This window comes from Bosea sp. BIWAKO-01 (assembly GCF_001748145.1).
GTDB lineage: Bacteria > Pseudomonadota > Alphaproteobacteria > Rhizobiales > Beijerinckiaceae > Allobosea.
Genome location: NZ_BCQA01000001.1, coordinates 6,035,292 through 6,060,768 on the forward strand (window position 1 = coordinate 6,035,292; position 25,477 = coordinate 6,060,768).

Genomic DNA, 25,477 nt, shown 5'->3' on the forward strand with positions numbered 1-25,477 from the left:
TAATATCGACAAGATTTTCACCCGCAGCGTTACGCTCTGCAACCTTGATCTGCTCGAGTATCTTGTTCAGATCGCCAAGGTTTACAACGAAACTTGAAGACATGACAAACCCCCAGTTGAAGAGCGTAGATTTATATTAGGGGCAAATTAACTCTTCCATCGTATAGGCAGGTAGAGGACAAGGTCACCGCAATTTCGGGACCAATGTGTGCCTGTCTGGTGCCTCTGGTCCGTGGTCTAGCGGGACCGAGACCACCGACCTTGGTCTGTTGGACCGCACCCACTGAGTTCCCGGCATGGCGGCAGCATTTGAAAATCTTGCCATGCGGAAGAGACGACCGAACGACACAGACTGAATAAGCTCACGGGGGCGGCCAGCGACCGGACAGGGCGAGAATCGGCACTGAACTACCGTCGCGCAAAGACTCCTTCCCGCGATTCTATTCCTTCGATCTGGTTCGCAAGCTGGCGATAGCCCGCATCCGGCAGACCAAGGATCAGGCCGAACGTTGGCGCAGAACTCCGCTCCGAAATGGTAGCTCGCCCCTGCGCCTTGTGCTGCCGCCTCAGATCGGCAACACGGCGTCGGGCTTCACATCGGCCACCGAGGCGTAGGTATGGGTTTCCCTGACGCCGGGCAGAGGCAGGATCACCCGTTCCAGAAAGTCCTGGAACAGGGACATGTCGGCAATTCTCGCCTTCACGAGATAGTCGAAGCCACCAATGACCATGTGGCATTCCAGAACTTCGGATGCCTGTGAGATCGCCTGGGCAAACCGCTCGAAGATATGCGGGGCCGTGTGGTCGAGGCGGACCTGGATGAAGACCACGGTGCCCCGACCGATCTTCTGCGGATCGAGGATCGCCCTGACGGCCCTGACATAGCCCTCCCGGAACAGGCGCTTGACGCGCTGGCTGGTCCCGGTCGGGGACAGGCCGACCCGGTTCGCCAGCTCGAGCGTGGTGCGGCGGCCGTCTTCCTGCAGCAGCCGGAGCAGGTTGCGGTCGATCGCGTCGAGATCGGCGATTTCATATTTCACGCCAAATGACCCAAGACAGAGTGAATCTCACGTCGCATTCACGCAATGAGCATATTCAGCCGCACCTGTACCGGCAATAGGCTGTGATTGTTGCAGTCCGGTTCTATCGGCGGCCCCATGCCCGCCGGACCGACCCACCGTCACGGAGGCCCGCTTGCGCAATGCGATGCTCGGAGACGGTGCCGGCGGCAAAGGGCTGGCAATCCTGGCGGGTGCGGCCTTCGTTGCGATCACCACTCTCCAGTTCGTCGCCGCGCGCTTCAGCCTGCGCGAGCATCTGACCGCGGCCGATATCGTGAGCCTGCGCTTTCTCGGCGCGGGTCTCGTCTTCCTGCCCGTGCTCTGGACGACCGGCACCGGCAAGCTGAGGGCGCTGGGCTGGCGGAGAGCCGCGCTGCTGGCGCTGTTGGCGGGGCTGCCCTACCCGCTCATCATCAATCAGGGGCTGACCCAGGCGCCGGCCGCCCATGCCGCCGCGCTCTCTCCCGCCTCCATCGTCTTCTTCTCGTTCGTGCTGTCGCGCATCGCATTCAAGGAGACGGTGTCCGGCGCGCGCCTGATCGGCATCGGCATAATCATGGCCGGGCTCGCGCTCTTCGTTTTCCATGCTGGGCTCAGTGCCGGCGACACCTGGCGCGGCGATCTGCTCTTTGCCGGATCGGGCGTCATGTTCTCCGCCTATGCGGTGCTGGCGCGGCTCTGGTCGGTCGATGCGGTGACGGCGACGATCGCCGTCGTCCTCGTCTCCTGCCTGCCGCTGCCTTTGCTGCACGCCCTGGCGCCCAGCGGGCTCGGGGCCGCCTCGCTTGCCGAAATCATCACGCAAGTCGTGGTCCAAGGCTTCCTGGCCGGCGCGGCTGCGATCGTTCTCTACACCTATGTGGTTCGCCAGCTCGGCCCGCAACCGGCCTCGCTGTTCATGCCCTGTATCCCGGTGACGACGGTTCTGACCGGCATGGTGGTGCTCGGGGAAATCCCGACACCGCCCCAGTTCGTCGCCATCGCCGTCATCACATGCGGAATGGTTTTTCCGATCCTGAGGAGAGCCTAGACCGGGGCCGGCGCAAGTGCGTGCGGCGCGCTATGCCGGGACTTCGCCGTTCCCGTGCGCCGCCCTAAACCCGGCGGCAGGTGCTGCGCGTGAAGCGCTCGATCTCGGCCAGCGCCGCATCCAGGCTCGGGTAGGGACCGTGCTTCATCTCCTTCATGCAGCGGCGCGCCCGGCCTGTCCTGCACATGATCTGGTTCGTCTGTCGCGGCGGGCCGCAGGTGCACGCTCAATGAGCCATCGCGGTTCGCACCAGGTTGATCAGACACAAGCGCGGAGCATGACCGCGCCGAGCTCTCCAGCACCAATGACCTAGGTGGCACTGAACCTGGATCGGGTATTTGACATCAACGTCTCCACAATAGCTGATCGTCATGTTCAATTTTTTTGGATTCTCTTTCATGCTCAATCGGCATATCTACGATCAGCCCGTAAAATTACTTGCACTTGTAATCGCGGGGCTGCTGATTTCGACGAGTGGTTCCTTTGCTCAGAACTGCCCGTCGGATGGCTTCGGTGGCTACCGCTGCGACAACGGCGTTACCGCTAGTCCAGATGGTTTCGGCGGGTTCCGGTATAATGACGGGTCGTCAAGCCACTCGGATGGCTTCGGCGGCTATCGCCACAGTGATGGAACCTCGAGCCGATCGGACGGCTTCGGCGGGTTCCGACACAGTGATGGCAGTTCGACCCATTCGGATGGCTTCGGCGGCTATCGAAACAGCAATGGAACGTATTGCCGTTCCGACGGCTTCGGCGGCTTTCGCTGCAACTGATCCGTGCCGCCTACGGGCTGTCGGGTGCGGCGTCACCATTGACGGCTTGGCAGCGAAGCTGACGATGCGTTCGTCTCGCCGGGGCGCACGTCGAACCCGCGCCCGGAGTGTCAAGCGGCGTGTATTCGGCGACAGGTTGTGCTGAGAGATGGTTTCAGACGGCGACAGGCCGGCAATCGCCGGATTCACGAGCGTGCCGAAGCTGTTGGTGACCATGTAGCGGCCCGCGTCCCTGGAGAGTTCGCCCTCCCCGCGTTTCGCCGTCGAGCATCGGTTTTTCGTACGAAGCATGCTCTAAACGATAAGACTCGATCACGTTTTCTGCGTTTGGACGATTTTGTCCAAACGCAGCGTGATCTATGGCGCATCCGATCAGCGGGATTGCGCGCGGTTCCAAGTACCGGGAGCTTGCGATGGGCGGCCGCGATGGGTCGTCGTGGTGAACGGGCCGACCACGATCATCTCCGTGCAATCTTGGCCTGCTCTAGGAACGGCCGCCATGACAGGGCCTTGTGCCTCAGCAGACGAGATCTCGCGATGCCGATTACCGTGACGCCATTCGACGCGACCGAACGTCAAGCCATCCTCGGCCTTTCGGTTTCTCCCGAGCAGGACGACCTGATCGCGAGCAATGAGGAATCGCTCGAGGAGGCCGATGAGCGGCCGGAATGCATACCGCTCGCCGTGCGTGCGGACGGCGCGCTCGTCGGCTTCGCCATGTATGCGCTGGACCCCGATGACGGCCATTACTGGATCTACCGGCTGATGATCGACGCGCGCTTCCAAGGCCGGGGCTACGGCCGCGCCGCGCTGGCGGCGCTCGTGCCCCTGATCTCGGCCGAACCTGACTGCGCGCACATCACGATCAGCTATCACCCGGAGAATGAGCGCGCCGCCGGGCTCTATCGCAGCTTCGGCTTTCGCGAGACCGGCGAGGTCATCGCCGGTGAGACGGTCGCGCGCTTCAAGGTCGCATCGGCCACAGGCTGACCCGCCCGCCGTTTCCGCATCCGGCCCTCCACCCCGCGAACCAACGGCAAGGCCGAGCGCCTCATTCAGACCAGCCTGCGCGAATGGGCTATGCCAGACCTGAGCTCCGCCGAGCGCCGCGCCGCCACCGGGCCATGGGCAAACGACGACAACCGCCGCCGGCCTCACTCTGTCCTCGGCGGAAAGCCGCCATGGACAAGGCGGAACAACCTTCAAGGTAGCGACAACTAGGCCGGGACTTCGCCATTCCCTGATTTCACCGAGACCCGGCGGCAGGCGCTGCGCGTGAAGCGCTCGATTTCGGCCAGCGCCGCATCGAGGCTCGGGAACGGACCATGCTTCATGGCCTTCATCGTTTCCAGCGCCTGGCCCGCCGTGACAAGCCGGAACTCGCCCGCAGGGTTTTCGGTGATTTCGCCCATCGGCCGGCCGAGCAGGTCGCTCAGCAGCCAGACGGTGTCATCGGGGCTCTGGGTGACGGTGATGTCCACGAAGCACTCACTCTGATCGGGATGCCGACCGTCCGTTCACGCGGAGGCGGGCCGGCGCTTCTTCGGCTTCGGCGGCGGCTCGGCTGCGAGGCGTTCGCGGTCGAGCGCCTCCTTGGCCAAGCGCTCCGCCTTCAGCCGCGCGGTCTTGGCCTCGCGCGCCTGGATGGCACTCTCCTCTTCGGAGATGATCCGGTTGCGCACCGATGACTGGGTCTGCGTCCTCAGGAACGCATTATCGGCATTGGCAATGAGCTTTGAACGATCAGACATCGGTTTTCCCCTCAGATCTTCGCGACGGCGGCGCCATTCCCGACGATCTCGTGATGGCCGATCACGCGCTCGCGGCCATCGGGCCCGCGCACGCGGTACTGCTCCTCGGCATTGTCGCGCGACGGCATGACGCGCAAAACCTCGAACGGGCCTGGCCGCGGCTGATTGATCATGTCGTTGGTGAGGCTGAGGAGATCCCCCGCCTTGTAGGCTGTCGTCGTCATGTCTTCGTTGTCCTTGGGGCGCGGGGCATCAAAAGCTCTCCGCCGTCAGTCGGTGATAGCCGCCGCGATGGCGGGAATAGGCAGAGCGGGCAGCCTGGTAAATCGTGTCGCGGTTCCGGTCGAAGACATCGAGAACGGCTGCTTCAGCATCGCCAGCGTTCGGACTGAGCTTGTGCAAAGCCGCGAAATCGACCTGGAACGAGACCTCCAGCGATGCGTCGGAACCCCAGAAGCTGACGCAGGCGCGCCCTGCGTCGAAGCGCCGGATCGAATTGGGAAAATTGAGGCTCATCGTCAGTGTCCTCCCGGCTGCGCCGGTGCGAGGCGGCCGGCGACGCCAGCACAGGCTTCCGTCGCAGACGACTGCGACGGCTGCACCTGCCGCCCGAGCGCCATCACGAAAGGTCTCATATGCGCCGTCGCCACACCAACGCGTCCGAAAGATCGCCGAACGCCGGACATGATACGGCCTCGGACGTTATGAAGATACGGCACACGCCGCGCGCGGCGGTCAATCACGCCACGGCGGATCTCGGATGGGTCGAACAAGCCAGCTGTTTTCTCAACGACGGCCACGCCGAAACAAATCAACCGCCAGGCGGCTTGGTCTCGGCGACCGTGTTTTGCACATGGGGAACCGTGGCACGGTTTGTAAGGCTGGCGCCAGAATAAAAGCGGCCGGCATGGCCGCGCCGCCCGGTCCTCGTCAAACGAGCCGCCTGGATCCGGGTTGGGATCGGAGGTAGCGCAGGCAAAGGCCGCCTGCCCCTGCCATGTGCGTGACCGAGGGCCGAGAGCCCCCAGCGTCCGCCCCGTCACTCCGCGAGCGCAGCCTGCACCAGCGCGGCCAGCCGTTCGTAATCGGCTTCCTCGTTATAGGCCTGGGCCGAGAGCCGCAGCCACAGCCCACCGGCGAGAGCGGAAACCGGCGCATCGCAGCCCCTGACCTCGAAGCGCCGCCGGATCGCCAACGCCCCCTCCGCGCTCGCCTCAAAGCGCACGGGAAGGCGCACGAGCCTCATCGCCCGCGCGAGCTCCGGCCCGGAGCCGGTTTCAGTACCGAGCGCTGTTGCGAGGATCTCGGCGCCACGCCCCGCGAGATCGGCATTGCGCGCCCGCAGGGCGGCACCGCCGAGGTCCTGGTGAAAGGCGAGCGCGGCCGTCACGGCCAGAAAGGCGCTGGGGTCGCGCGTGCCCGTCCAGTCGAACTCGGCGAGATAACCACCAGCGAAACCATGCGAAATCGTCAGCGGATGGATCGCTGCCTGGCGGTCCGGTCTGGCCCACAGGAAGGCGCAGCCCTTCGGCGCCATCAGCCATTTGTGGCAGTTGCCGACATACCAGTCGGCATCGAGGCCCTGGAGATCGAGTGCGATCTGGCCGGGCGCATGGGCTCCGTCGACGAGCACCGGCACGCCTGCAGCGCGACAGACCGCGATCAGCTCCGCCATCGGCAGCAGGAGCGCGCTGGACGAGGTGATATGGTCGAGCACCGCGATGCGGGTGCGTGGCGTGATGGCGGCCGCGACAGCCGCGACGATCTGCGTGGCGCTGGGCTGCGGAAACGCAATCGGCGCTTCCACGATGCGGGCTCCGCTGCGCTCGGCGAGATAGGCGACCGTGTTGCGCACCGCGCCATAGGCGTGGCTCAGGATCAGGATTTCGTCACCCGGCGCGAAATCCAGCGAGCGCAGCACGGCGTTGCAGCCGCTCGTGGCGTTGTCGACGAAGACGAGGTCCTCGCCCTTCGCGCCGAGGAAATCCGCCAGCGCATCTGCCGCCTGCCGCAGGGCCGGAGGCAGGACCGAGCGCATGAAGAGCGAAGGCTGGCTCTCCATCTGCCGGCGCCATACGTCCTGGGCGGCGAGAACGGTTTTGGGCGTGGCGCCATAGGCGCCGTGATTGACCGTCAGCTTGCTCCAGTCGAGCAACCATTCCCCGCGGATCGAGGCGCCGAGCTCGGCAGGTTTGGGCGAGACGGAGGTGGCGGTCGCTGTCATCGCTTCCTCACCGTTTCAGGCCGGAGGCCGCGATACCCTCGATGATATGGCGCTGGAACATCAGGAAGGCTGCGAAAACCGGGACGAGGCTGAGCACCGACATGGCGAAGAGCGGCCCCCAGGACGAGCGGCTCGTCGCATCGACGAAGCCGCGCAGCGCCAGCGGCACCGTGTAATTGGCGACATCGGTGAGATAGAGCAGCGGCCCAAAGAAATCGTCCCAGGTCCAGATGAAGGAGAAAATCGCGGCTGCCGCCAGGACCGGCTTGGACAGGGGCAGCATGATGCTCCAGTAGATCCGCCAGGGTCCGCAGCCGTCGATGACGGCCGCCTCGTCGAGTTCCCGCGGGATGCCGCGGAAGAACTGCACCATCAGGAAGATGAAGAAGGCGTCGACCGCCATGAATTTCGGCACGACGAGCGGCCAGAACGTGTTGAGCCAGCCGAGCTTCTGGAACAGCACATATTGCGGGATCAGGGTGACGTGATAGGGCAGCATCAGCGTGCCCAGCATCGCCGCGAACCAGAATTTCCGCAGCGGAAAGTCAAGCCGCGCGAAGGCGAAGGCGGCGAGCGAACAGGCCGCCAGGTTCCCGACGACGGCCAGCCCCGAGACGATCAGCGAATTGAGGAAGAACCGGCCGAAATTGATGCCGAGGCCGTACCAGCCCTCGACATAGCTGGCCAAGGTGACCGCCTTCGGCCAGAGCGAGAGATCGCTGAAGATCTCGTCCTCCGGCTTGAAGGAACTGCTCAGCATCCAGAGCAAGGGATAGAGCATCGCCAGCGAGGCGAGCGCGAGCGCGATATGCTTGGGAAGCGCCCGCCACGACCGGTCGGTCTCCTCCGGCGCGACGCGGCCGTCAGCGCTGATCGTCTTCATAATAGACCCAGAAGCGTTGCGAGAAGAAGGTGAGCGCCGTGAAGGCCGCGATCGTCAGCAACAGGACCCAGGCCAGGGCCGAGGCATAGCCCATGCGGAAATAGGCGAAGCCCTGCTGATAGAGATAGAGGGTGTAGAACAGCGTCGAGTCGACCGGGCCGCCGGTGCCGCCGCTGATGATGAAGGCCGGCGTGAACGCCTTGAACGCCTCGATCGTCTGCAGGACCAGGTTGAAGAAGATCACGGGGGCCAGCAGCGGCAGGGTGATGCGGGTGAGCTGCTGACGCCGCGTCGCGCCGTCGATGCTGGCTGCCTCGTAGAGATCCCGGGGAATCTGGCGCAGCCCGGCGAGGAAGATGATCATCGGCGAGCCGAACTGCCAGACGCTGAGCAGGACCAGCGTGTAGAGCGAGGTTGCCGGATTCGAGATCCAGCTCGGTCCGTTGATGCCGAAGGCGAACCAGAGGAATTCGTTGACGAGGCCCTCATAGCCGAAGACCTGCTTCCACAGGATCGCGACCGCGACGCTGCCCCCGAGCAGCGAGGGCAGATAGAAGATCGCCCGATAGATGCTGAGCCCCGCGATGCCACGATCGAGGATCATCGCAACCGCAAGCGCGAAGGCGAGCTTCAGCGGCACCGACAGGACGACATAGGTCAATGTCACGCTCACCGACGCCCAGAATTTCGGGTCGGAGGAGAACATCCGCTGATAATTCGCCGCCCCGACCCATTGCGGCGCGCGCAACAGGTCAAAGTCGGTGAAGGACAGATAGAGCGAGACGAGCGTCGGGCCGAGCGTGAACAGCACGAAGCCGGCCAGCCACGGCGCGAGGAAGAGATAGCCGGGCAAGGCATTCCTGACGCCGTCCCAGCGACGCCGGGCGACACGGCCCGGCGTTGAGGCGGCGAGACTGGCACTGTGAGCCATGGATGATCAGGCTTTCGAGAGGATGCGCTCGGCCTCGGAGACCAGTTGCTCGGCCGCCTGTTGCGGCGTGAGCTGCTTGAACCCGACCTTCTCGGCCGCCTGACGGATCAGGGCGGTGACTTCGGCCGCGCCCTTCGGCGGCGCCGGCGGAAGTGGCGCCGGTCCGCGCTTGCTCAGCTGCGAGAGATGCTCGACCTGCATCTGCCCGCCCTCGTCGAGCTCCGGCGCCAGCAGGGCGCGGATCTTCTCCGAGGGCGAGACGCCACGCTCGACGCCAAGCAGCTTCGCCCCTTCGGGCTTCAGCACCATGAAGTCGATCAGGGCTGCAGCGGTCTTGGGATCGGCAGCCGTCGCCGAGACGCAAAGCATCATCGAGGGCTTGAGATACTCGCCCGGCTTCTCGCCCTTGGGATGGAAAGCCATCCCGACCTTGCTCTTGCTGACGGCCTGGTAGCCGACGATCTGGTTGCTGTTCGTGAAGGTGATCGCGGCGCGGCCCGTCGTCAGCAGGTCGCTGTCGATGGTGATCTTGTCGGTCGCGGCGAGATCGGCGGGAACGATGGCGCCCCTGCCCCGCATCTCGGCACAGAGCGCCAGCCATGACTCGGCATCGTCGCGGGTGAAGCCGAGACGACCGTCCTTGTCATAGAGCGTACGGCCACGCGTCAGCACCCAGTATTCGAGCTCGGGCTCCATCACGCTGGGATCGGCCGAGCCGAAATAGCCGCGGCGGTTCGCCTTCTTAGTGATGTTCTCGCCCAGCGTCGCGAATTCGGCCCAGCTCATGTCCGGGTTCGGCGCCGGCAGGCCGAGCTTCTCCAGCATCGTCTTGTCATAGAGCAGGACGTCGCTGTTCATGCCCATGGGGATGCCATAGAGCTTGCCGTCGATCTTGCCGGCCTCGAGCACCGAGGGGACATAGTCGCTGGGGTCGATGACCGAAGGGACGAGATCGTCGAGCGCCCGCAGCGCGCCACGACGCGCATATTCGGGCAGGTAGCGGTAGTCCATCTGAATGATGTCAGGCGCGTTACCGCCGGCGACCTGGGTTGCCAGCTTGGTCCAGTAAGCGTCCCAGCCCACGGTTTCGGGAGCGATCTCGAGCCCGGAACGCGCCTGCTTGAAGGCATCGATCGCGGCCTGCGTCCGGCGCGCCCGGTCGGTTCCGCCCCACCAGGCGATACGCAGGCGGCCCGGCTCCGCGGCAGCCGCCGGCGAGGACAGCGCGCCTGCGCCCGTCAGCTTCAGAATGGCCGGCGACGCGATCAGCGCCCCGAAACGCAACACATCACGCCGTGATGCCTTCATGCCCATTTCGCTCTCCCTTGGTACCCTGCTTCGGCCCTTGATTCTCGCTCGTCCGCGAGAGGGCCGCACAGTTGTTGTCGCGATTTGTTGCACGGTTCCAGCATCGGTGCAACGATGCACCAACACCAAAAAGGGGAGAAACCAAGGGGTGGCGACCATTCTCGATGTGGCGCGGATAGCCGGCGTCTCCGCTTCAAGTGTCTCGAATTTCCTGAACGATCGACATGCGAAGATGACCCCCGCCACGCTTGAGCGCATCCGCAGCGCCGTCGCGGAACTCGGGTACAAGCCGAGTTCGGCCGCGCGGCAGCTGAAGACCGGGCATTCAGCCGTGATCGGGCTTCTGGTGCCCTCGGTCGCAAATCCGTTCTTCGGCGAAATCGCCACCGCCATCCAGCATGCCGCCCAGGCCCGGGGGCATCAGGTGATCCTGTGCAACACCTACCGGGACCCGCAGCGGGAGACCGAGTTCGCCGAGGAACTGGCAGCTTTCGGCGTTCGCGGCATCATCACCGGGTCGTCCCTGCTGAACCCCCGGCATCTCTCCGGCCTTGCCGCCAAGGGGCTCGCCATCGTCGCCTTCGAGGGCAATGCCGCCTTGTCGGCAGCCCAGGGCATCACCGTCGTATCGACCGACAACGCATTGGCCACGACGCTTGCGGTGGATCATCTCGTCGGTCTGGGACATCGGCATATCGCCTATGTCACGGGACCGCTTCAAACGGCCGCGCGCGCGGCACGTCTGAACGGCTTCAGGACGGCAGCGCGGAGGCATGGGCTGGACGGGCATGTCCATGAGATTTCGCTGCCGCCGAACGAGTTTGGCGACGACATGATCGCGGAACTCGGGATCGATGCCGGACTCACCATCGCAAGACTGCAGCAGCGCCCGACCGGCGTGATCGCGATGAACGACCTGCTGGCGATCGGCCTCGCGGCGGGCTTGCGCGAACAGGGCCTGGCGATTCCCGACGACATCTCGCTGGTCGGCATCGACGACCTGTTCCTGGCCCGCCTGATGAACCCACCAATGACCAGTGTCAGGCAGCCGCTCTCGGCGATGGCGCATGCGGCGATCGACTGCCTGGTCGATGCGATGGGACAAGCGCAGCCCGTCCAAAGCCGGATCTTCCCGCCGGAGCTGATCGTCAGGCAATCGACCGCGCCAACCATGCCGCGCAAGCCGAACGGACGGGGTTAGCTCGGGGCGCGCAGATCGAGCGCGAGGCGGCGCTGGAGCGATACAGGCTTCGCCCGCTCGCCCTATCGCCGCGCAGGGCGTGGAGCCGGCGGAACGGAGCATGGAGCCAGCGCCGCCCCTTGCCCCGACGGCGGTCGGGGCGGACATCCGGCCTTCCCGCGACGGGCGATCGTTCGGTAAAGTCCCGCCAGTCCATGAGAGCAGACTCAGCATGAAGATCAGACCCGCCCTATCGGCCGATGCGCAGGGCATGAGCCAGGCCCTGGACGAGATCTTCGCCGCAGGGCTCCGAAAGAGCGCCGGCGATCCCGACTGGGTCCTGGCTCATTATATCGTGCAGGAACACCGCATCGCATGCTCCGTCGCGGAGAACGAACAGGGGCGGATTCTCGGGTTCCAGTCCTTGCGCCATGCGGTCAAGGGCAATCCCTACGGGGTGTCCGAGGGCTGGGGGATCATCGGAACCCATGTCAGCCCTCACGCCGCCCGCCAGGGTGTCGGCTCGGCGCTGTTTCAGGCAACGATGCAGGCCGCCAGGACCTTCGGCTTGCGAAACATCGATGCGACCATCGGCGAGGCCAATGGCATGGGCCTCGCCTATTACGAGGCGATGGGCTTCCGGACCTATCGCTCGCAGGAGGGGCTGATCTCCAAGCTCTATCGGATCGATCCAATGACGCGCTGATCCAGCCCTATCGCCGCGCGCCCTGGAGGACGCTGACGACAAGCACGCCGATACAGCCAAAGAGCAGCAACAGGCCGACCGTGATGGAAGTGCCCTGCTGGTAGCGGGCAAGCAGCCCGCACGCCCCGACCACGGCCAGGATGGAGAGGGCCAGCTTCTCGTCATCGACGAACAGGCCGACGAATTCGCGAACGATCAGACGCAACAGGTTCATCGGGCCATCTCCTGAGGCTCGATCTTCCGGGGACGGCGGGCGAGCGGCACCAGGCTGAGCCCGATGGCCAGGAACATGGCGGCCAGGACCAGGATCGCGAGATCATGGCCGGGCCAGGCGACGCCGAGCCCCTCCCCGGTCCAGTAGACGCCGAAGGCCGAGAGCATGACCCCGACGCCGAATTTGAGCGTGTTCTCCGGCACGCGCGACAGAGGCTTGTGGACGACTAATCCGATGACCAGGACGAGCGCGCAGGCCGCGACCGCGCCGAGCGCCGCCGGCCACAACAGCCCGCGCCCGGCGCCGACGGCGATGACGATGAAGACCACCTCGACACCCTCGAGCACGACCGCCTTGAAGGCGGCGAGGCCCGCGATCCAATTGCGCCGCGTCGCGTCAAGGCGCGCCGCCTCGCTCAGGCTGGCCGTCTCGCTGGCAAAGGCGCGCTCCTCGTCATGCAGCGCGATGATGCCCGCCGCCCGCAGGATCGCCTTGCGCAGCCAGCGCAGGCCAAACAGCAGGAGCAGGACGCCGATGACGAGCTGGAGGCTCTGGAGCGGGACGCGGTCGATCACCGGCCCCAGGGCCAGGACCAGAAGGCCGAGGACGCCGAGCCCCGCTGCCGTCCCGGCCAGGGCCGGACGCCAGCCCTGCACCGTTGCGACCGCGAGCACGATGGTGAAGGCCTCGACCACCTCGACCAGCGAGGCGAGGAAGGCGGCGGAAATGGCGGGGGCGGCCGTTGCCCATGCGATCATGGTTGTCGCTTTCGTTTCGCAGGCGGCGCAGCAGAACGAGATTTCCTGGCGCGGCCATGGTATGCTCGATACGCGATGTCACGTTCATTGTATTTGTAACGGCTGTTACATTCAAGAGATTCTGGGAGAGCCGATGCCTGCATTGGAATGGTTGCTGCTGACCTACAAGGTGCCCGCCGAGCCGGCGCGGAAGCGGGTCTCGATCTGGCGCAAGCTCAAGGGCATGGGCGCGGTCTACCTGCAGGGCGGCGTCTGCGTGCTGCCCAAGACCGATGACCACCTGCGGCGGCTCAAGATGCTGGAGAACGAGATCGCCGAGGCCGAGGGCGAAGCGCTGCTGCTGGCGACAGTCGGCCTCGACCAGAAGCAGCAGGACAAGATCATCGCCCGGTTCAATGCCGACCGCGACGACGAGTACACGGAGTTCATCGAGAAATGCATCGCCTTCGAGGAGGAGATTGCGGAGGAGACCCGCGTCAAGCACTTCACCTTCGCGGAGCTCGAGGAGAACGAGCAGGAATTGACCAAGTTCAAGACCTGGATCGCCAAGATCCAGAAGCTCGATTTCTACAAGGCCAATCGCGCCGAAGAGGCAGCGGGCCGCCTGGTCAAGTCGGAAGCTATTCTCGACGCTTACGCGCATAATGTCTTTTCGGCGCAGGAGGAGAACATGTCCCCCGAGGCGCCGAAGGGGCAGAGCAATTCCAGCAAAACTGCGTAGCGGTTCTGCGTCCGGAATTGCGTGAAGACAGAGCGATTCCGGCCGGCCACGTAGCGGTCCGGCGTGCGAAATCACGTGAAGACAAGGCGATAAAGCATTGCAGAGGATTCCATTTTCACCAGCGCCCTAGCGGAGACGCATCATGACGGCTGCCCCGCGCGATGTCGGCCCGATCCCAGCTGCGGACTGCATCTGGAGCGGATGGTATGCGTGGCGGCCGGTCTTCCCGAGCGACGACGCCGGGCCGTTCTGGCTGGAAGCGCTCTGGCATCGGCGCCACCCCGTCACAGGGCGCTGGGAATACCGGACCTTCCGCTCCGAGGCCGAGAAGCTTCGCGAGACGAGCGAGCGGGCATTCTAGCGGCTTGATCGGAACGAAGATGCCTGGGCAGGACGCCTGCGCGGCGCCGGTGGCAGACGAAGCCTGGCCAGTCAGGACCTTCGAATTGTCGTTCCTGGGGCATCGAAGCGCCAACGGACCCGTTCGATACTGGCCCAAGGTACAGTAGAGCCGAGCCCAGTTTTCTCGTTAAACCACCACCGCCGCCAATTTGACTCGGTCTTGAGCGTGCCCGCGGGCACCAGGGGCGGCCGCAAGCATCATCCTGGAGGGTCGGACATGAAAATTGGTCGACGCGAATGGCTTGGTCTCTCTGCAAGTATCGCCATGCTGACGGGAGCGAGCTTCCCTGCGATATCGCAGCAACCTCAGCCCCAGCAGCAACAGCGACCCAACATCCTCGTGATCATGGGCGACGACGTGGGCTGGTTCAATGTCGGGGCCTACCACCGAGGGATCATGTCCGGGAAGACGCCCAACCTCGACAGGCTGGCGGCGCAGGGAATGATGTTCACTGATTACTATGCCGAAGCCAGTTGCACCGCCGGCAGGGCAAGTTTCATCACCGGCGAAATCCCCTTGCGCACGGGTTTGACCACTGTTGGACAAGCAGGCGCGGATGTCGGCATGCCGGCCCAGGCCGCGACGATCGCCACGGCTCTGAAAACCCAAGGGTATGCCACGGGCCAGTTCGGAAAGAACCATCTGGGCGACCTGAACAAGTTCCTGCCGACATTGCACGGCTTCGACGAGTTCTTCGGCTATCTCTACCACCTCGACGCGATGTCCGATCCGTTCTGGTTTTCGTTCCCGGACGAGCAGTCCTATCGCGACAAGGTCGGCCCCCGCAATTTGCTGCATACCTTTGCGACAACCGTGGATGACGCGACGGAAATGCCGCGCTGGGGAAAGGTCGGCAAGCAGAGGATCGTGGATGAGGGGCCTTTGGCGCCCTACCCCAATATGAGCAACGTGCCAAACATGCACGACATCACGCCGAAGGCCAAATATGACATGACGACCTTCGACGAAATCCTGGTCAAGTCGTCATGTGATTTCATGGACAAGGCCAAGGCTGACAAGAAGCCGTATTTTGTCTGGCACAACACGACGCGCATGCATGTCTGGACGTTCCTGTCGCCGAAATATCAGGCGCTGATGAACAGCAAGACCAATTTCGGCCTTGAAGAGGCGGGCATGGCGCAGCTCGATGACAGCGTCGGCGCCCTTTTGAAATGCGTGGAGGATTCAGGGCAGGCGGACAACACGATCGTCATCTTCACCACCGACAACGGCGCTGAAGTCTTCACCTGGCCCGATGGCGGGATGACCCCTTTCAAAGGGACCAAGGGAACGGTCATGGAAGGCGGCTTCCGGGCACCGGCGATCATTCGCTGGCCGGGCAAGGTCAAGTCCGCCACGGTCGAGAACGGGATCTTTTCGGCGCTGGACTGGTTCCCGACGCTCCTGGCTGCAGCCGGCAATAGCGACATCACCGGCCAGCTCCTCAAGGGCGTGGCGTTGGGCGACAGGACCTACAAGAACCATCTCGACGGCTATAGCCAGATCGATCTGCTGCAAGGCAACGGTCCGTCCGCGCGGCGTGAGTTCTTCTATTTCGGCGGCCCGCAACTCGGCGCAGTCCGGATCGAGAACTTCAAGTACCAGTTCTACCAGCAGCCCCAGGGTTGGCCCGGCGCGAAGGTCACCACCGACATGCCGACCATGGTCAATATCCGCCAGGATCCCTTCGAGCGCACCCCGTCGATCGGCGGCCAGAGCCTCAATGACCTCGGTGGCGGCTATATGAACGACTTCTACGCCCGGGAATTCTGGCGGTTCGTCTCCGTTCAGGAAGAGGTCGCCAAGCTTGCTCGGACCGCGATCGATTATCCACCGATGCAGGACCCGGCCTCGTTCAATCTGGAGGCCGTAAAGCGGCAGATCGACCAGGCCATCAAGAACAAGCCCGGCAACTAAGGCATCGGCCCGAAAAGCGGATTGCGGTTTTCCGGGCAAAGCCGATGCAAGGACAAAGGGTTAGATCATCGGACTGGGTACGATATCCGGCTCGATGATCTGGGCGAAGCGAGCGGCGGGCGGCGCTGTCGGAGCTGCCCGCTTTTCTTCGGTCGCGCCGGAGATTGGGCGAGAACGCAAGCTGCACACGCTTGATTCCGGCGCGGGTGGGAAAACTATCGGTCGATCTCGCCGTGGTGGACGATGGCCATGACGTCGGTCGCTGGCCCCTCGGACGCACAGTGCTTGAAGCCGAGGCCGTCGATGCAAGCGTCAACGCCGGTCCAGGCCGATGCCGGAGCCGCAACGGCCAGCCAGCGACAAGCCGGTGGGGAGCTGACGCTTAGCCGGTGGCGTCGAATCTCGGCAAACCACCCTCCTGCAAAGTTCCGACTTCGCAGTGAAACGGCTAAGGAGGCGGGTGAGATCAGCAAATCCAGGGAATGCCAGGGATGACCGAGCCCGCCACGATCCTCTTGAGCCAGGTCAATGGCCATGGTGCCTCCGCGAGCGGGCAAACCAGCTGCCTCGATCTGACGGACAGCAATGGACGCCGCTTCATCCTTCACATCCCGCGCCTGCTCGAGGGGGATTTCCTGTCGCGCTTCGAAGCGGCAGCCATGCACGCCGCCGAGATGCGCGGCTCCCCGTCACATGCCGACGTCGTCAACGCCGTGCTCGCCGAACAGACCAGTTTCGTGATGGCCGATGATGGAACCTTGATCCTGCGGACCAAGACCCGCTCCGGCGTGGATATCGATATCAGCTTCGACGAGACCACCGTGCGCGGACTTCGCACCTTGCTGGACAAGCTGCCGTCGCCTCACTGACACGGCTGGGGAGGCGCTTCGCAGCGGGTTGAAAACAGGCGCTCCCCGATGAAATCGACGAAGACCCTGACCTTCGGCGAGAGGTTGCGGTTGGAGGGCCAGATCAGGCTGAAATGGCCGGGAGCATCGATCCGGTCATCGAGCAGGGTGAGCAGCTCGCCCCTCGCCAACGGGTCCCGCACCAGGAAATCCGGCATGCAGCCGATGCCAAGGCCGGCGACCGTGGCGCCGCGCAGCGCCTCCATATTGTTGCAGGTCAGGACCGTGCGCGTGCGCAATTCCGCCTCGCCAGCCACGAGCGTGAGCGGCCAGGCCTGGACCTTTCCGCTGTTGGGATAGCGGAAGCGGATGCCGAGATGCCCGTCGAGGTCGCGCGGGCATTCCGGCTTGCCGTGGCGCTCCAGATAGGACGGTGCGGCGCAGAGCAGCATCTGGAAAGGGCGCAGGGTCCGCGTCATCAGGCGCGAATCCGGGAGTTCGCCGCTGCGGATCGCGACATCGACGCCCTCGTCGATCAGGTCGACGAGGCGGTCGTTGAAATCGAGATCGACCTCGATCTCGGGGTAGCGCGCCATGAACTCCGGCAGGACCGGCAAGAGCAGGTGGTAGCTCACGATCGGCGTGCTGACGCGCAGGCGCCCGCGCGGCACGTCCATCGTCCGGGCGAGCATGGCGCGGGCATCGTCGAGATCGTCGAGGATGCGCCGGCAGCGCTCGTGGAAGGCCCGCCCCTCCTCGGTCAGCCGCAGGCTGCGGGTTGAGCGCTGGAACAGCCGGATGCCGAGCTGCTGTTCGAGCCTGGTCACGGCCTTGCCGACCGCCGACGCAGACAGTCCGAGCACGCGCCCGGCCATGACGAAGCTGCCGAGATCGGCGGTCCGGACAAAGGCCATCAGGCCGCTCAGCGAATCCATTCCTGACTCTCCCGAGACACGATCATTCGAGCGTTTTCTTCCGCCAAGATCGGAATGCGCGACTCCTTGGCAGGTATTCCATCGAGATTATCCTGTCTCACGGGGAAAGACGAACTTTCCCCGGGGAAAGGCCAGCTTTCCCGGGAAAGGCGGGCGCCGCCCAATCGCAGCGCCGCCGCCATCGAACAGGGCATCCAATCCATGACGCAAACCATCACGCGGCCGCGCACGGCCGAGCAGGCGCTCGTGCTCCTATCCGTCTGCCTCGCCGCTGCGGCCATGCCGCTGACCTTTACCGGGCCGGCCGTAGCGCTTCCTGCCATCGGCAAGGCGCTGGGCGGCAGCCCGATCGCCCTCAACTGGGTCACCAACGCCTTCATGCTGACCTTCGGATCGAGCCTGATGGCAGCGGGCGGACTGGCCGATGCCTATGGCCGCAAGCGCGTTTTCCTCATCGGCGTCGGCGCATTCGCCGTGCTCTCCATGGCGCTGGCCGTTGCGCCCGACATCCTGTGGTTCGATCTGGGGCGGGCGGCTCAGGGCGTCGCGGCGGCCGCCGCCTTTTCCGGCGGCATGGCGGCGCTCGCACAGGAATTCGATGGCGCGTCGCGCATCCGCGCCTTCAGCATCGTCGGCACAAGCTTCGGCATCGGCCTTGCCTTCGGACCGATTGCATCAGGCCTGATGATCGACGCCTTCGGCTGGCGCAGCATTTTTGGGCTCGTGGTCGTCCTGGCGGTGCTCGCCCTGGCGCTCGGAGCGCGTGTCCTGCAGGAATCGCGCGATCCCGACGCCGCCGGGCTCGATTGGCCAGGCGCCGCCAGTTTCACGCTGGCCCTGGCGCTCTTCACCTATGGCGCCCTGCTGGCGCCGGAGCGCGGCTGGTACGAGCCAGGCGTGATGAGCCTGCTGGCGGGCTCGGTCCTGCTCTTCATCGCCTTCGTCGTGATCGAGGGCCGCGTCGCTCGGCCGATGCTCGACCTCTCCCTGTTCCGCTACCCCCGGTTTGTCGGGGTGCAGTTGCTGGCCGCAGCGCCGGCCTATGCCTTCGTCGTGCTGCTGATCCTGCTGCCCGTGCGCTTCATCGGCATCGAGGGCCTGAGCGAGATCGCCGCCGGCCGGCTGATGATCGCACTCTCCGCGCCGTTGCTGGTTCTGCCGATCGCGGCCGGCCTGCTAACGCGCTGGTTCGCGCCGGCGACGATCTGCGGCGCAGGCCTGCTGATCTGCGCTGCCGGCCTGTTCTGGCTGAGCCGCGTTCCGCTCGGCGGCGAAACGATGGGCATCGCCATGCCGATGGCGCTGATCGGCATCGGCATCAGCCTGCCCTGGGGGCTGATGGACGGGCTTGCAGTCAGCGTCGTGCCCAGGGAACGCGCCGGCATGGCGACCGGCATCTTCAGCACCACGCGCGTGGCCGGCGAAGGCGTGGCGCTCGCGGTCGTCAGCGCCGTGCTGTCCGCCCTGACGGCGGGCCATCTTGCAGCTGGCGCGACGACGGCGCATGCGGGCCCCGCCGCCCAACGGCTCGTCACCGGCGACATCGCGAGCGCCGCGGCCGCCTTGCCGCAGATGAGCCGGACTGCGCTCGTCCAGGGTTATGGCGAGGCCTTCGCGACAGTGCTCGTGATGCTCTGCGCCGTCACGGTCGTCACCGCGATCGTCGTCTTCGCCTTCCTCGGGCGCGGCGGGGAGCAAGGGGCCGAGCCAGCGGTGGAGGCGCAAGAGCGCCTGCGCACCTCGGAAGCCTGACCCGGGCTCGCCCGGTTTGCGGCAAGGCATGGGTGGAGAGAGCTCATCTGCGCACGATCAGCGGATTGCCGGGAGCCAGGGCCCCCGGCGCGCGAGCTCGAGCGACCTTTCAAGGCAAGAGGGCAATGCGGGCGAGCAAGTTGACCAGCTCCGACTGACGTCTGGTCTGGGTCTTGGCGAAGAGCGACGCCAGTTGCGAGCGAACCGTCGTGCGGCTGACGCGGTGAACCCGGGCGACATCCACGGGCTTGCCGCCGCGCGCCAATTCAAGCGCGAGGCGCGTTTCGGCCAAAGTGAGGCCAAACATGCGCCGAAGCATAAAGGGATTGGGTTCCAGGTGGGCGTCAAGATTGAGCAACATGACGACGCTGCGACCAGCCGGGATGTCGTCCGCGGACTGACTAAGCACGAAGGGGGCATCCTCCTGGCTCCAGATCACGATCCAGGTCAGGGGCCCGAGCGGCGAGCGGTTTGGGCCGCGCTGAAGCAATTGCTTCAATGCGCTCGTCAGCCGGTCGAGATTGTCCACAGAGCCATCCTCGGGACCAAGGATCAGGCGGGCCGTCGCGTTGGCTTCTACGATGTTCCGGTGGTCATCGAGGAGGAGATAGCCGCAGCCGATGCGATCGAGCATACCGAGGAAGGTGGCACTGGGATCGCTAGCCAGAGTTCTGCCGCCGACCTGCTCGACGGTTGCCGCGCTGGAGGTGATATCAGGCCTCGCGATCATCGGTTAGCCGAGCCTCTGTTCTTTGGCCCCCCATGTTTCCGATGCTCTGTGGCTACAATTGTAATCCCTCACGTGCTCCTTTGAGAAGGATTTCCGTGCGGATGGCGCTACGCTGGTCGTCATGCCAGACATGGACTCCACCAAAAATTCGGGAGCGGGCAAAAGGCTCCCCCTGTCCCCGAATTTGGCTGGTCTTGGCCCATTTTCCCTTCGATGCTATCACTGGCAGGGTCCCGCCTGTTCCCGCGGCGGGATCCTGAAGGCGCGATTTTGCAATGCGGTTCAGAAACTACGGCGCATCCTGATGGGCCCGGAACTGGACACCAGGCACGCCGAACGTCGCTTGCAGGCAGCTCGCTGAGGAATTCGACCGGGTCCCGACAATGGCAGCTTGGCATTGCGATGAGCGTTTTCCCGGTTGAGGGCTCCCGCCCCTGGACACACGAGATCCTGATCCCGATCGGGGGACCAGGGTTTCTCTCTCGGCTTGAAGAGATCGATGCATGGCTCACGCATTGGGACGTTATCCATGAGATGAAGGCGGTCATTGAGTCCGGCATCGTGATCCGCTTCGCAGAGGAGCGTTTCGCCCGCGCCTTTGCCGAGGCTTTTGCCCTGGATCCTCGGAAGCTCCCGGATGCGACGGGCACGTGCCGCTGCTCTTCTGACCTGCAGGGTCACTGAACGGGGTGATGCTTCGCGTAAACGGCGGCAGCTTTGACGAGAACCACCTCCACAGCGGCCGAGACGTCGAGCCCTTTCAGCAGGTCGAGTGTGGCCTCGGTATCCGTTTCGGGGAAAACCACAGCGCCTTCACCGGCGTCGCCACTGATGATCATCTGCTTCAGCTTCGTGACGGTGAAATCGAGATTTTCCGACAGCACCATTCAGGAGCTTCGCGAGGCGCGCCGATCCGGCGCGCCTACTTCAATGGGATGAGACCTGAATGGCAGCGGGCGCCTCTGGAACTTGAGGGCTCGCTGAAGCATAGTTGGCATGGCGCTGCAGGTCCGCCCGCATCGGGCGGCACCGCCCGCCATGCCTGGAAGTGGCTATGCCTCACCCGGTCAAGCTCGTTTCCGTCGCGACGGCTGTCCCGCCCCATGAGTTTCGCCAGCGCGATGTGGCAGCAGCCGCCCATCGGAGCTTTGCCGGCCGCTATCCCGATTTCGAGCAGCTTGCGCGCGTCTTCGAGAATTCGGGCATCAGCCGCCGATATGCCGTCCGGCCGATCGAATGGTATCTGCAGCCATTGGGATGGCCCGAGCGCAGCGCCGCCTATATCGCCGGCGCTTGCGACCTGTTCGTGGATGCAACGACGAAGGCGCTGGGCACTGCCGGCCTTCAGGCGTCCGAGATCGATACGATCGTGACGGTCTCGTCGACGGGCATAGCGACTCCCAGCCTCGATGCCCGCGTCGCCGAGAGACTTGGTTTGAGAAGCGACGTCGAACGTGTCCCGGTCTTCGGTCTGGGATGTGCCGGCGGCGTATCGGGTTTCTCGATCGCCTCTCGCCTGGCCGCGTCCCGCCCTGGTTCGACAATCCTGCTCGTGGCCGTCGAGATCTGCACGCTGGCTTTCCGGCTCGATGTCCTGACGAAGGCCAACATCGTTGCGACCGCCTTGTTCGGCGATGGCGCCGCAGCCTGCATCCTGAAGGCCGGGCTGGATGGCATCGCCACGGTCGAGATGACCGGGCAGCACATGTGGCCCGACACGCTGGATATCATGGGCTGGACTGTCGATCCCCAGGGCTTTGGCGTGATCTTCGACCGGGCGATCCCGCCCTTCGCGGAGGAGCGGTTCAACCCCGCCCTTGCAGGGATCCTCGAGCGTGAAGGGCTATCGCTGTCCGACGTCGATCTGTTTGCCTGTCATCCCGGCGGGAAGAAGGTGATCGAGGCCCTGGAAAGCGCGTTGTCACTCGGGCAAGGAACGCTCGACCACGAACGCTCAGTCCTGTCCGACTATGGCAACATGTCGGCTCCCACCGCCCTCTTCGTCCTCCAGCGTGCGATCGCGGCAGGCTTGCCCTCGCGCACGCTGCTGGTGGCGATGGGGCCGGGCTTCACCGTGAGCTGCGCCTTGCTGCGGCAAGGGACATGACGCCGGCGATCGTCTTGCTGGCCCTGGTGACGGCCGAGCGGATCGGGGAACTCTGGCTCGCGAACAGAAACACGTCTGCCCTGCTCGCCAGGGGCGCCGTGGAGAAGGCTGCCGGCCACTATCCGGCGATCGTCCTGCTGCACGCGACCTGGCTGATCGGACTTTGGCTGCTCGGTTGGGCACAAGCGATCCATCTCGGCTGGCTCGCGGTTTTCTGCCTGCTTCAGGGGCTGCGCCTTTGGGTGCTGGTGACGCTGGGCCGGCGTTGGACGACCCGCATCATCGTCGCACCGGGCGAGAGGCTGGTGGCCAGAGGCCCTTATCGGTTCGTGTCGCACCCGAATTATATCGTCGTCATTGGCGAGATCGCTGTCTTGCCGCTGTGCCTTGGCCTGCCATGGTTCGCGCTTGTCTTTTCGATCGTCAACGGTCTCGTCCTGACGATCCGCATTCGCGCCGAGAATGCTGCGCTTGAAGAGGCTCGCCATGCCGCCACTGGCTGATGCGATCGGCGAAAGGCGCGTCACCGCTGCGACATGGATCGGCTTTGCCGCCATGTGCATCGGCATGTTCATGGCGATCCTCGACGTGCAGGTCGTCGTCACGTCCCTGCCGACGATCCAGAGCGCACTGGACATTCCGCCCGACCAGATGAGCTGGGTCCAGACCGCCTATCTCATCGCCGAGGTCATCGCGATTCCGCTGACGGGTTTCCTGACGCGCTTTCTCTCGATGCGCTGGCTGTTCGTCGTGGCGCTCTCCGTCTTTACCGCAGCCTCCATCGGCTGTGCGGCGAGCCAGTCGTTCCCCGCCCTGATCGCCTGGCGCGTCCTCCAGGGGTTTTCAGGCGGCACCCTGATTCCCGCGGTTTTTTCGGCTGTCTTTCTGCTGTTCCCGCCGAGCAGGCAGCCCATCGCGACGACGCTGGCCGGCGTTTTTGCCGTGCTCGCGCCAACGGTCGGGCCGATCGTCGGCGGCTGGATCACGCAGACTTATTCCTGGCATTGGCTGTTCCTGATCAACGTCATTCCCGGCATCGTCTCGGCAGCACTTGCCGCTTTCCTCCTGCCACGTGACGCGCCAAGTCTCATCGAAGCGCGCAAGCTCGATGCCCTGTCCCTGGTGCTGATGGCGATCGCGCTGGCAGCGATAGAGATCGCACTGAAGGAGGCGCCTCAGCGCGGCTGGATCTCGGGCCTGATCCTGGGGCTCATCGCGCTGAGCCTGGGGAGCGGTTTCGGCTTCATCAGGAGGACATTGCAAGCCGACAATCCGATCGTTGATCTGAGAAGCTTTGCGGACCGAAATTTCATGATCGGCAGCATCCTCAGCTTTGTTCTCGGCATCGGGCTGTTTGGATCCGTCTATCTGATGCCGGTCTTCCTGGCCTTCGTGCGTGATCACAATGCGCTCGAGATCGGTCGGATCATGCTGGTGACCGGCGCCGCCCAGCTTGCCATCGCGCCGGTCGCCGTCGCCCTGGAGCGTCGTGTCGATGTCCGCCTGTTGACCGGCATCGGCTTTACCCTCTTCGCCCTCGGCCTGGGCCTGAGTGCCCTCCAGACCCCGCAGACCGACTATGACGCGATGTTCTGGCCGCAGGTGGTCCGTGGCCTGGCCATCATGTTTTGCCTTCTGCCACCGACGCGCCTCGCATTGGGGCAGCTTCCTGCGATGCGCGTTCCCGACGCCAGCGGCCTGTTCAACCTGATGCGAAACCTAGGCGGCGCGATCGGTCTCGCCCTGATCGACACCGTCATCTACAGCCGCTCGCCCGTGCACGGCACGGCGATCATGGAGCGGCTGCAAAGAGGCGAGGTCGAGACGGCGAAGTTCATCGGCGTGCCCCTGGAACTCATGGCAATGCGCCCACCAGGGCCGCTCGACGCACAGGCCCAGGCGCTGCTTCAGCCACTGGTCGAGAAGGCAGCTCTGGTCCTGTCGATCAACGAGGCCTGGGGACTGGTTGCCGCCCTCACGATCGCAGCCATGGCGTTCGTTCCCTTCGCCAGGAAGGTGCCAATCGGCGATGAGGTTCGCGCCTGAGCGGCAAGTGCCGCCCCTGTCATGTCACCAGCCCGGACGGGCTCCCAAACCGCGGGAAACGAACCTGCGACCGTGATCGCGACGAGGCCGACGCCGCATTCCTGAACCAGCCTGCCGTCGCGCGGGCTGACGAGCCCGGCCTCGATCACCGCAGACGCTAGCCCTCCTCCTCGATCGCCGTCTGGGCGATCTGCAGCTCCTGGTCGCCGAATTGCGCGGCGGCGAGATGGCCGAGCGCGACCGCGCCGACGCAGAGCAGCACGGAGAGAGCGATATTCGCCGTGGCGCGCAGCATCGCGCCGGAGCGCATCAGGTCGAGCGTCTGCAGGCTGAAGGACGAGAATGTGGTGTAGCCGCCGCAGAGGCCGACCATCACGAAGAGCCGGACATTGTCAGAGACCGGGAAACGACCGCTCGCCAGGGTCAAGGTGCCGAACAGGCCGATCACGAACGAGCCCGTGACATTGATCAGGATCGTGCCCCAGGGCAGGTCCCGGCTGATCGGCAAGGCCCAGACCGAGATCAGGTAACGTGCCAGCGTCCCGATCGCGCCGCCGATCATGATGATCACGCAGGTGGCAAATGACATGCTCAAGGCCCCTTCACATGGCGCGGGCACAAAAAAGCCCGCCGAAGTGGCAGGCTGCATCCAGACGCAGTCCTACCGCTGGTTAAGCGCGGTAGGAGTCATCAGCCCTCACAGGCGGTTTCAGGGGAACCCCATCCCTATCCCCGCCAGAGTAGCAAACCGGCGCGAGGTGACAAGACCCGGCAGACGCCGTGGGGGCACGGATCCGAACCGGACGCAGCGGCGAGCCCCCTCGACGAGCGGGTCCGCCGCGTCCAGATCGGTTGTTCGTCCAGGTCACCGACTCATGAAGCGCATCCAGATTTGGCTGAAGCGAGCTTGACGAGAGCAAGATAGTCTTCGACGTGCTTTTCAAAGCGGGTGGCGACGGCACGGAAGTGCTTGAACTTGCTGAAGAAACGTTCGACGAAGTTACGGCACCGATAGAGGAAGGCGTTGAACGGCGGGCGGCGTTTGCGGCCGGGCATCGGCTTGATGTTGGCCCATGCGCCGCGCGCGGCCATCTCGAGGCGCAAGGTATCACTGTCGTAGGCGCGATCGGCAGGCCGCACGCATCGACCAGTGCGTGGATCTTGGTGGTCAGTCCACCGCGCGAACGCCCCATGCATCT

29 protein-coding genes, 2 pseudogenes and 1 riboswitch are annotated in these 25,477 nt (G+C 64.7%); of the genes and pseudogenes, 15 read left to right on the plus strand and 16 right to left on the minus strand.

Annotation, left to right across the window (positions count from 1 at the left end; translation table 11 throughout):
- Positions 1–566: 566 nt before the first annotated feature.
- The gene (locus BIWAKO_RS28035; protein ID WP_069882865.1) at positions 567–1,028 is read right to left on the minus strand and encodes an Lrp/AsnC ligand binding domain-containing protein; all 462 of its coding nucleotides are present in this window, start codon (positions 1,026–1,028) and stop codon (positions 567–569) included.
- Between the two features lie 166 nt (positions 1,029–1,194).
- On the opposite strand from BIWAKO_RS28035, the gene BIWAKO_RS28040 reads away from it, so the two are divergent.
- From BIWAKO_RS28040 to BIWAKO_RS34495, 4 genes and pseudogenes are all read left to right on the plus strand, one after another.
- The gene (locus BIWAKO_RS28040; protein WP_244523569.1) at positions 1,195–2,091 is read left to right on the plus strand and encodes a DMT family transporter; all 897 of its coding nucleotides are present in this window, start codon (positions 1,195–1,197) and stop codon (positions 2,089–2,091) included.
- A 371-nt stretch (positions 2,092–2,462) separates the two neighbouring features.
- The gene (locus BIWAKO_RS28045) at positions 2,463–2,864 is read left to right on the plus strand and encodes a hypothetical protein (protein ID WP_069881445.1); all 402 of its coding nucleotides are present in this window, start codon (positions 2,463–2,465) and stop codon (positions 2,862–2,864) included.
- Between the two features lie 537 nt (positions 2,865–3,401).
- A complete protein-coding gene (locus BIWAKO_RS28050) occupies positions 3,402–3,854 on the plus strand; it encodes a GNAT family N-acetyltransferase (RefSeq protein WP_069881446.1) in 453 nt (150 codons plus the stop codon).
- Between the two features lie 6 nt (positions 3,855–3,860).
- A pseudogene (locus tag BIWAKO_RS34495) lies at positions 3,861–4,085 on the plus strand (integrase core domain-containing protein); the annotation flags it as partial.
- Here BIWAKO_RS34495 and BIWAKO_RS28055 read toward each other — a convergent pair.
- The 8 genes from BIWAKO_RS28055 to BIWAKO_RS28090 all read right to left on the minus strand — a co-directional run bounded on the left by BIWAKO_RS28055 (position 4,082) and on the right by BIWAKO_RS28090 (position 9,967).
- Positions 4,082–4,345, minus strand: a complete 264-nt coding sequence (locus BIWAKO_RS28055) for a hypothetical protein (RefSeq protein WP_069881447.1) — start codon at positions 4,343–4,345, stop codon at positions 4,082–4,084. The pseudogene BIWAKO_RS34495 and the gene BIWAKO_RS28055 overlap by 4 nt on opposite strands.
- 36 nt (positions 4,346–4,381) lie before the next feature.
- Positions 4,382–4,615: a hypothetical protein gene (locus tag BIWAKO_RS28060; RefSeq protein WP_069881448.1), complete on the minus strand. Its 234-nt coding sequence runs from the start codon at positions 4,613–4,615 to the stop codon at positions 4,382–4,384.
- Between the two features lie 11 nt (positions 4,616–4,626).
- Complete coding sequence (locus BIWAKO_RS28065) at positions 4,627–4,839, minus strand: hypothetical protein (RefSeq protein ID WP_069881449.1); 213 nt, start codon at positions 4,837–4,839, stop codon at positions 4,627–4,629.
- A gap of 28 nt (positions 4,840–4,867) precedes the next feature.
- Positions 4,868–5,131 carry a DUF1488 family protein gene (locus BIWAKO_RS28070; RefSeq protein WP_069881450.1) on the minus strand — a complete coding sequence of 88 codons (264 nt, stop codon included), beginning with the start codon at positions 5,129–5,131 and terminating at the stop codon, positions 4,868–4,870.
- 523 nt (positions 5,132–5,654) lie between these two features.
- Positions 5,655–6,839 (minus strand): aminotransferase class V-fold PLP-dependent enzyme, encoded by a 1,185-nt coding sequence (locus BIWAKO_RS28075; RefSeq protein WP_069881451.1) that lies wholly within the window; start codon positions 6,837–6,839, stop codon positions 5,655–5,657.
- Positions 6,840–6,846: 7 nt separating this feature from the next.
- On the minus strand, positions 6,847–7,620 hold the full coding sequence (locus tag BIWAKO_RS28080) for a carbohydrate ABC transporter permease (RefSeq protein WP_244523694.1): 774 nt from the start codon (positions 7,618–7,620) through the stop codon (positions 6,847–6,849).
- A gap of 82 nt (positions 7,621–7,702) precedes the next feature.
- The gene (locus BIWAKO_RS28085) at positions 7,703–8,653 is read right to left on the minus strand and encodes a carbohydrate ABC transporter permease (protein WP_069881453.1); all 951 of its coding nucleotides are present in this window, start codon (positions 8,651–8,653) and stop codon (positions 7,703–7,705) included.
- A 6-nt stretch (positions 8,654–8,659) separates the two neighbouring features.
- Positions 8,660–9,967, minus strand: a complete 1,308-nt coding sequence (locus BIWAKO_RS28090) for an ABC transporter substrate-binding protein (protein ID WP_069881454.1) — start codon at positions 9,965–9,967, stop codon at positions 8,660–8,662.
- A gap of 142 nt (positions 9,968–10,109) precedes the next feature.
- On the opposite strand from BIWAKO_RS28090, the gene BIWAKO_RS28095 reads away from it, so the two are divergent.
- Entirely contained in the window at positions 10,110–11,162 is a 1,053-nt protein-coding gene (locus BIWAKO_RS28095) for a LacI family DNA-binding transcriptional regulator (RefSeq protein ID WP_069881455.1), read from the plus strand.
- Between the two features lie 211 nt (positions 11,163–11,373).
- Complete coding sequence (locus BIWAKO_RS28100; RefSeq protein ID WP_069881456.1) at positions 11,374–11,847, plus strand: GNAT family N-acetyltransferase; 474 nt, start codon at positions 11,374–11,376, stop codon at positions 11,845–11,847.
- A gap of 7 nt (positions 11,848–11,854) precedes the next feature.
- Here BIWAKO_RS28100 and BIWAKO_RS28105 read toward each other — a convergent pair whose 3' ends face one another.
- Positions 11,855–12,061 (minus strand): hypothetical protein, encoded by a 207-nt coding sequence (locus tag BIWAKO_RS28105; protein ID WP_069881457.1) that lies wholly within the window; start codon positions 12,059–12,061, stop codon positions 11,855–11,857.
- Positions 12,058–12,819 (minus strand): COG4280 domain-containing protein, encoded by a 762-nt coding sequence (locus BIWAKO_RS28110; protein ID WP_069881458.1) that lies wholly within the window; start codon positions 12,817–12,819, stop codon positions 12,058–12,060. Before BIWAKO_RS28110 ends, BIWAKO_RS28105 begins: the two co-directional genes overlap by 4 nt.
- A 133-nt stretch (positions 12,820–12,952) precedes the next feature.
- Here BIWAKO_RS28110 and BIWAKO_RS28115 point away from each other — a divergent pair, with 133 nt between their 5' ends.
- From BIWAKO_RS28115 to BIWAKO_RS28130, 4 genes are all read left to right on the plus strand, one after another.
- Positions 12,953–13,540 carry a Chromate resistance protein ChrB gene (locus BIWAKO_RS28115; protein ID WP_069881459.1) on the plus strand — a complete coding sequence of 196 codons (588 nt, stop codon included), beginning with the start codon at positions 12,953–12,955 and terminating at the stop codon, positions 13,538–13,540.
- A 142-nt stretch (positions 13,541–13,682) separates the two neighbouring features.
- Positions 13,683–13,901, plus strand: a complete 219-nt coding sequence (locus BIWAKO_RS28120; protein ID WP_069881460.1) for a hypothetical protein — start codon at positions 13,683–13,685, stop codon at positions 13,899–13,901.
- A 258-nt stretch (positions 13,902–14,159) separates the two neighbouring features.
- Positions 14,160–15,860, plus strand: coding sequence for an arylsulfatase (locus BIWAKO_RS28125; RefSeq protein WP_069881461.1), 1,701 nt, complete (start codon positions 14,160–14,162; stop codon positions 15,858–15,860).
- A gap of 491 nt (positions 15,861–16,351) precedes the next feature.
- A complete protein-coding gene (locus BIWAKO_RS28130; protein ID WP_069881462.1) occupies positions 16,352–16,729 on the plus strand; it encodes a hypothetical protein in 378 nt (125 codons plus the stop codon).
- Here the strand turns inward: BIWAKO_RS28130 and BIWAKO_RS28135 are convergent.
- A complete protein-coding gene (locus tag BIWAKO_RS28135; RefSeq protein ID WP_069881463.1) occupies positions 16,723–17,643 on the minus strand; it encodes a LysR family transcriptional regulator in 921 nt (306 codons plus the stop codon). The genes BIWAKO_RS28130 and BIWAKO_RS28135 overlap by 7 nt on opposite strands.
- A 201-nt stretch (positions 17,644–17,844) precedes the next feature.
- On the opposite strand from BIWAKO_RS28135, the gene BIWAKO_RS28140 reads away from it, so the two are divergent.
- Complete coding sequence (locus BIWAKO_RS28140) at positions 17,845–19,395, plus strand: MFS transporter (RefSeq protein WP_069881464.1); 1,551 nt, start codon at positions 17,845–17,847, stop codon at positions 19,393–19,395.
- Between the two features lie 109 nt (positions 19,396–19,504).
- Here BIWAKO_RS28140 and BIWAKO_RS28145 read toward each other — a convergent pair whose 3' ends face one another.
- The gene (locus tag BIWAKO_RS28145) at positions 19,505–20,029 is read right to left on the minus strand and encodes a helix-turn-helix transcriptional regulator (protein WP_141740262.1); all 525 of its coding nucleotides are present in this window, start codon (positions 20,027–20,029) and stop codon (positions 19,505–19,507) included.
- Between the two features lie 498 nt (positions 20,030–20,527).
- Here BIWAKO_RS28145 and BIWAKO_RS28150 point away from each other — a divergent pair, with 498 nt between their 5' ends.
- Positions 20,528–20,809, plus strand: a complete 282-nt coding sequence (locus BIWAKO_RS28150; protein ID WP_069881466.1) for a hypothetical protein — start codon at positions 20,528–20,530, stop codon at positions 20,807–20,809.
- Here the strand turns inward: BIWAKO_RS28150 and BIWAKO_RS28155 are convergent.
- The gene (locus BIWAKO_RS28155; protein WP_069881467.1) at positions 20,803–21,012 is read right to left on the minus strand and encodes a hypothetical protein; all 210 of its coding nucleotides are present in this window, start codon (positions 21,010–21,012) and stop codon (positions 20,803–20,805) included. The genes BIWAKO_RS28150 and BIWAKO_RS28155 overlap by 7 nt on opposite strands.
- Positions 21,013–21,179: 167 nt before the next feature.
- On the opposite strand from BIWAKO_RS28155, the gene BIWAKO_RS28160 reads away from it, so the two are divergent.
- The 3 genes from BIWAKO_RS28160 to BIWAKO_RS28170 are packed head-to-tail and all read left to right on the plus strand — an operon-like array spanning position 21,180 to position 24,278.
- Positions 21,180–22,232, plus strand: coding sequence for a type III polyketide synthase (locus BIWAKO_RS28160; protein WP_069881468.1), 1,053 nt, complete (start codon positions 21,180–21,182; stop codon positions 22,230–22,232).
- Positions 22,229–22,735 (plus strand): isoprenylcysteine carboxyl methyltransferase family protein, encoded by a 507-nt coding sequence (locus tag BIWAKO_RS28165; RefSeq protein ID WP_069881469.1) that lies wholly within the window; start codon positions 22,229–22,231, stop codon positions 22,733–22,735. The genes BIWAKO_RS28160 and BIWAKO_RS28165 overlap by 4 nt, the downstream gene beginning before the upstream one ends.
- On the plus strand, positions 22,719–24,278 hold the full coding sequence (locus BIWAKO_RS28170; RefSeq protein ID WP_069881470.1) for a DHA2 family efflux MFS transporter permease subunit: 1,560 nt from the start codon (positions 22,719–22,721) through the stop codon (positions 24,276–24,278). The genes BIWAKO_RS28165 and BIWAKO_RS28170 overlap by 17 nt, the downstream gene beginning before the upstream one ends.
- 157 nt (positions 24,279–24,435) lie before the next feature.
- On the opposite strand, the gene crcB is transcribed toward BIWAKO_RS28170, so the two are convergent.
- Positions 24,436–24,867 (minus strand): fluoride efflux transporter CrcB, encoded by a 432-nt coding sequence (crcB, locus tag BIWAKO_RS28175; protein WP_069881471.1) that lies wholly within the window; start codon positions 24,865–24,867, stop codon positions 24,436–24,438.
- Between the two features lie 85 nt (positions 24,868–24,952).
- Positions 24,953–25,015, minus strand: a riboswitch (Fluoride riboswitch).
- Between the two features lie 128 nt (positions 25,016–25,143).
- Positions 25,144–25,471: pseudogene (locus BIWAKO_RS28180) on the minus strand (transposase family protein); the annotation flags it as partial.
- Positions 25,472–25,477 lie beyond the last annotated feature (6 nt).

What these genes read in the sequence shown, in the direction of transcription:
- BIWAKO_RS28160 (WP_069881468.1), top strand. Translation starts at nt 21,180, where the DNA reads ATGCCTCACCCGGTCAAGCTCGTTTCCGTCGCGACGGCTGTCCCGCCC.
- BIWAKO_RS28090 (WP_069881454.1), bottom strand. Translation starts at nt 9,967, where the DNA reads ATGGGCATGAAGGCATCACGGCGTGATGTGTTGCGTTTCGGGGCGCTG.
- BIWAKO_RS28120 (WP_069881460.1), top strand. Translation starts at nt 13,683, where the DNA reads ATGACGGCTGCCCCGCGCGATGTCGGCCCGATCCCAGCTGCGGACTGC.
- BIWAKO_RS28105 (WP_069881457.1), bottom strand. Translation starts at nt 12,061, where the DNA reads ATGAACCTGTTGCGTCTGATCGTTCGCGAATTCGTCGGCCTGTTCGTC.
- BIWAKO_RS28165 (WP_069881469.1), top strand. Translation starts at nt 22,229, where the DNA reads ATGACGCCGGCGATCGTCTTGCTGGCCCTGGTGACGGCCGAGCGGATC.
- BIWAKO_RS28110 (WP_069881458.1), bottom strand. Translation starts at nt 12,819, where the DNA reads ATGATCGCATGGGCAACGGCCGCCCCCGCCATTTCCGCCGCCTTCCTC.
- BIWAKO_RS28045 (WP_069881445.1), top strand. Translation starts at nt 2,463, where the DNA reads ATGTTCAATTTTTTTGGATTCTCTTTCATGCTCAATCGGCATATCTAC.
- BIWAKO_RS28150 (WP_069881466.1), top strand. Translation starts at nt 20,528, where the DNA reads ATGAGCGTTTTCCCGGTTGAGGGCTCCCGCCCCTGGACACACGAGATC.
- BIWAKO_RS28135 (WP_069881463.1), bottom strand. Translation starts at nt 17,643, where the DNA reads ATGGATTCGCTGAGCGGCCTGATGGCCTTTGTCCGGACCGCCGATCTC.
- BIWAKO_RS28050 (WP_069881446.1), top strand. Translation starts at nt 3,402, where the DNA reads ATGCCGATTACCGTGACGCCATTCGACGCGACCGAACGTCAAGCCATC.
- BIWAKO_RS28125 (WP_069881461.1), top strand. Translation starts at nt 14,160, where the DNA reads ATGAAAATTGGTCGACGCGAATGGCTTGGTCTCTCTGCAAGTATCGCC.
- BIWAKO_RS28080 (WP_244523694.1), bottom strand. Translation starts at nt 7,620, where the DNA reads ATGCTCTATCCCTTGCTCTGGATGCTGAGCAGTTCCTTCAAGCCGGAG.
- crcB (WP_069881471.1), bottom strand. Translation starts at nt 24,867, where the DNA reads ATGTCATTTGCCACCTGCGTGATCATCATGATCGGCGGCGCGATCGGG.
- BIWAKO_RS28115 (WP_069881459.1), top strand. Translation starts at nt 12,953, where the DNA reads ATGCCTGCATTGGAATGGTTGCTGCTGACCTACAAGGTGCCCGCCGAG.
- BIWAKO_RS28070 (WP_069881450.1), bottom strand. Translation starts at nt 5,131, where the DNA reads ATGAGCCTCAATTTTCCCAATTCGATCCGGCGCTTCGACGCAGGGCGC.
- BIWAKO_RS28065 (WP_069881449.1), bottom strand. Translation starts at nt 4,839, where the DNA reads ATGACGACGACAGCCTACAAGGCGGGGGATCTCCTCAGCCTCACCAAC.
- BIWAKO_RS28170 (WP_069881470.1), top strand. Translation starts at nt 22,719, where the DNA reads ATGCCGCCACTGGCTGATGCGATCGGCGAAAGGCGCGTCACCGCTGCG.
- BIWAKO_RS28145 (WP_141740262.1), bottom strand. Translation starts at nt 20,029, where the DNA reads ATGCTCGATCGCATCGGCTGCGGCTATCTCCTCCTCGATGACCACCGG.
- BIWAKO_RS28075 (WP_069881451.1), bottom strand. Translation starts at nt 6,839, where the DNA reads ATGACAGCGACCGCCACCTCCGTCTCGCCCAAACCTGCCGAGCTCGGC.
- BIWAKO_RS28155 (WP_069881467.1), bottom strand. Translation starts at nt 21,012, where the DNA reads ATGGTGCTGTCGGAAAATCTCGATTTCACCGTCACGAAGCTGAAGCAG.
- BIWAKO_RS28060 (WP_069881448.1), bottom strand. Translation starts at nt 4,615, where the DNA reads ATGTCTGATCGTTCAAAGCTCATTGCCAATGCCGATAATGCGTTCCTG.
- BIWAKO_RS28130 (WP_069881462.1), top strand. Translation starts at nt 16,352, where the DNA reads ATGACCGAGCCCGCCACGATCCTCTTGAGCCAGGTCAATGGCCATGGT.
- BIWAKO_RS28140 (WP_069881464.1), top strand. Translation starts at nt 17,845, where the DNA reads ATGACGCAAACCATCACGCGGCCGCGCACGGCCGAGCAGGCGCTCGTG.
- BIWAKO_RS28100 (WP_069881456.1), top strand. Translation starts at nt 11,374, where the DNA reads ATGAAGATCAGACCCGCCCTATCGGCCGATGCGCAGGGCATGAGCCAG.
- BIWAKO_RS28085 (WP_069881453.1), bottom strand. Translation starts at nt 8,653, where the DNA reads ATGGCTCACAGTGCCAGTCTCGCCGCCTCAACGCCGGGCCGTGTCGCC.